Annotated in this window: 2 protein-coding genes; one reads left to right on the top strand and one right to left on the bottom strand. The window is 36.2% G+C overall.

The window, feature by feature from the left end; genetic code table 11:
- Positions 1 to 85: 85 nt before the first annotated feature.
- The gene (locus AC3DU7_RS31970) at positions 86 to 907 is read left to right on the top strand and encodes an alpha/beta fold hydrolase (RefSeq protein WP_488043251.1); all 822 of its coding nucleotides are present in this window, start codon (positions 86 to 88) and stop codon (positions 905 to 907) included.
- A gap of 206 nt (positions 908 to 1113) precedes the next feature.
- Here AC3DU7_RS31970 and AC3DU7_RS31965 read toward each other — a convergent pair whose 3' ends face one another.
- Positions 1114 to 1407, bottom strand: coding sequence for a DUF1816 domain-containing protein (locus AC3DU7_RS31965; protein WP_488043250.1), 294 nt, complete (start codon positions 1405 to 1407; stop codon positions 1114 to 1116).
- Between the last annotated feature and the right edge of the window lie 772 nt (positions 1408 to 2179).

Raw genomic sequence — 2179 nt, 5'->3', positions numbered from 1 at the left:
ACTTTAATATAGGAATAAAAAAAGGCTGTAGTAAATCTTTAATCTGAATTATCGTTATCAAAAAAACTGTACAGAAAACATAATTATGGTCTCATCATTACCACTAAATTTTCAAGTCAAAGGAGAAGGTTTTCCCATTCTTTGCCTCCACGGACATCCAGGCTCGGCCCAATGTATGTCAGTCTTTACCAACTCCCTCTGCCAAAACTTTCAAACTATTGCTCCTGACTTAAGAGGTTATGGCAAAAGTTATACGAAAAAAGACTTTGAGATGACTCAACATTTAGTAGACTTAGAAACACTGCTAGACCAACTTCAGATCCCCAAATATTTTATCTTAGGATGGTCGTTAGGTGGAATTATTGCAATGGAGTTAGCTCTAAAAAACCCAGAGAAAGTTGCAGGTCTGATTTTAATAGCTACCGCAGCAAAACCTAGAGGTAATCATCCACCCATTACTTGGCAGGATAATCTTTATACTGGTTTAGCGGGGATTATAAATTGGTTTATACCTGGATGGCAATGGAATATTGATACTTTTGGCAAGCGATCGCTATTTAGATATCTCATTCAACAACACACTCCTACTACCTATAGATATTTAGCAACAGAAGGAGTTGCTGCCTATTTACAAACATCTAAATTTGCCACTCGAGCATTAAATCAAGCTTTAAGAAGTGGCTATAACAGATTGAGCGATCTGCCCCAAATTCAATGTCCTTGCTTAGTATTAGCTGGAGCTAGCGATCGCCATATTACACCTGAGTCCAGTCAAGAAACAGCTCTACATCTCAATCATGCACATTGGCGATGCTATCCTAACACCGCTCATCTTTTTCCTTGGGAGATTCCTCAACAAGTACTAACAGATATTAAAAAATGGATACAGCCTCACAAAACATATTAAAAATTTTTGTAAAAGTAAATTAAAAGTAAAAACTCAGAAAAATTGATAATTTCCTGTAAAGATAGAGGGCAGGAGGCATTTATGCAGAAAGAAATTCTGACTCCAGCATAGATTGCCCGTAACCTAAGGGAACAAGGGTATAAAACCCAATCCAATTGTTACTTCTGCCATCTGCCCTCTGCCTTCTGCCTTCGTTTATAATTTCCTTAATAGGATAAGGTTTGGGGACTAAAAGCAGAATTTACTACTCTTGTATCGCTGCTATTTTCCAATTCATCATAAATAGTTAATTCCACAGGTTTAGACTGTTCAATAAACACCTGAATACCCTGAGTACCTTCGCTTTTTAAATCTTCTATATAACCAGCCTCAGCAGATCTTGCTTCTTCAGGTGTCGAAAAAGGTCCAAAATAATAAGTGCAACGAGGGTTATCAGTAAAAATTTTCACCCACCAATCCAGGCTAGAGAAGTTTAGTAAATTTACCAATCTTTCTTTCATACTATGTTAATTATCGTTGTATTAGTAGTTGCTTTTGAAGTTACTGATTATAAAATTTGCCGATGTTTGTGATTTTAGGAGCAAAAGTTCTAAATAAACTATCAGGAAAAATTTGAATCGATAACTAAACTATACAAATTATCAAGAGTATTTATTATAGTGAACCGGGAGTTTCAAAATCTATTTCGCTGGTAGTAGCAACCTAGCTTATAGAAAACTGTTGTACCCATGTTAAGCTATACTTCATGCTCTCTATTTTGTTATACTATGACAATTCTATTTTTTCAATGATATTTTGGTGGTTGTGCATTAGACATTTCCAGAAAAGAGGCAATAGGCAGTAGGCATTAGGCAGTAGCGGGGAAAGAATTGATAATTTCTGCGTATGGGATTGATTTGATTTTTTATTATTGGAGATGTCTATTGTAATAGTGGTCTATTCTAATTAGGGTTTGCTGATTAAATATCAAATAATTACCAGATAAAGGTTTAAGGCTTTTTATATATTGAAAAAGTACATGGTTTTCAGCTCTTCATGCTCAAAAAGGAGCGTACTTTTAGTAAGAGTTGGGCAAAAAAATTCTCCCCTACTCCTTAAAAAAGACTTTTTCAGCAAGCCCTAATTATAGCAGTGTGCAATGGCATATTTACAAATTGCAGGAGGTGTCCAATAGCTAAAATCGGCATTGCTGAATTAAGGTATGAAAGTAGGTTTATAGGGAACAGGGAACAGCGGTGCGACCCCGCGTCGGCGAAAGACGCAAGCGGTCAG

It is taken from the genome of Okeania sp. (assembly GCF_983059655.1).
This window is presented reverse-complemented; position numbering and strand designations above follow the sequence as displayed.

Coding starts and splice junctions, on each gene's coding strand:
- AC3DU7_RS31965 (WP_488043250.1), bottom strand. CDS start 1,407: ATGAAAGAAAGATTGGTAAATTTACTAAACTTCTCTAGCCTGGATTGG.
- AC3DU7_RS31970 (WP_488043251.1), top strand. CDS start 86: ATGGTCTCATCATTACCACTAAATTTTCAAGTCAAAGGAGAAGGTTTT.